At 50.4% G+C, this 232-nt stretch carries 1 protein-coding gene; it reads left to right on the forward strand.

What is annotated here, in order from left to right:
- A partial coding sequence (locus ACO0KW_RS20520) for a Calx-beta domain-containing protein (RefSeq protein ID WP_423055196.1) occupies nucleotides 1-232 on the forward strand: 232 nt, incomplete at both ends.

A 232-nucleotide genomic window follows, 5' to 3' on the forward strand; every position in this document is an offset into this window, starting at 1 on the left:
TTAGTATCAGTGGTCCGGGCGACGTGAATGAAGCGGCAGGAACAGTGACGTACACCGTGAGTTTAAGTAGTGCGAATGCGGCACCAGTGAGTGTTAATTACAGTACGGCCAATGGTAGTGCAGTAGCTGGCAGTGATTACACAGCAGTGGCTGGTAACGTCACGTTTGCTCCGGGTGAAACCAGTAAAACGATTACGGTTGCGATTAGCAATGACACGGTGTTTGAAGGAGC

Source organism: Undibacterium sp. Ji22W, assembly GCF_049340305.1.
GTDB lineage: Bacteria > Pseudomonadota > Gammaproteobacteria > Burkholderiales > Burkholderiaceae_D > Undibacterium.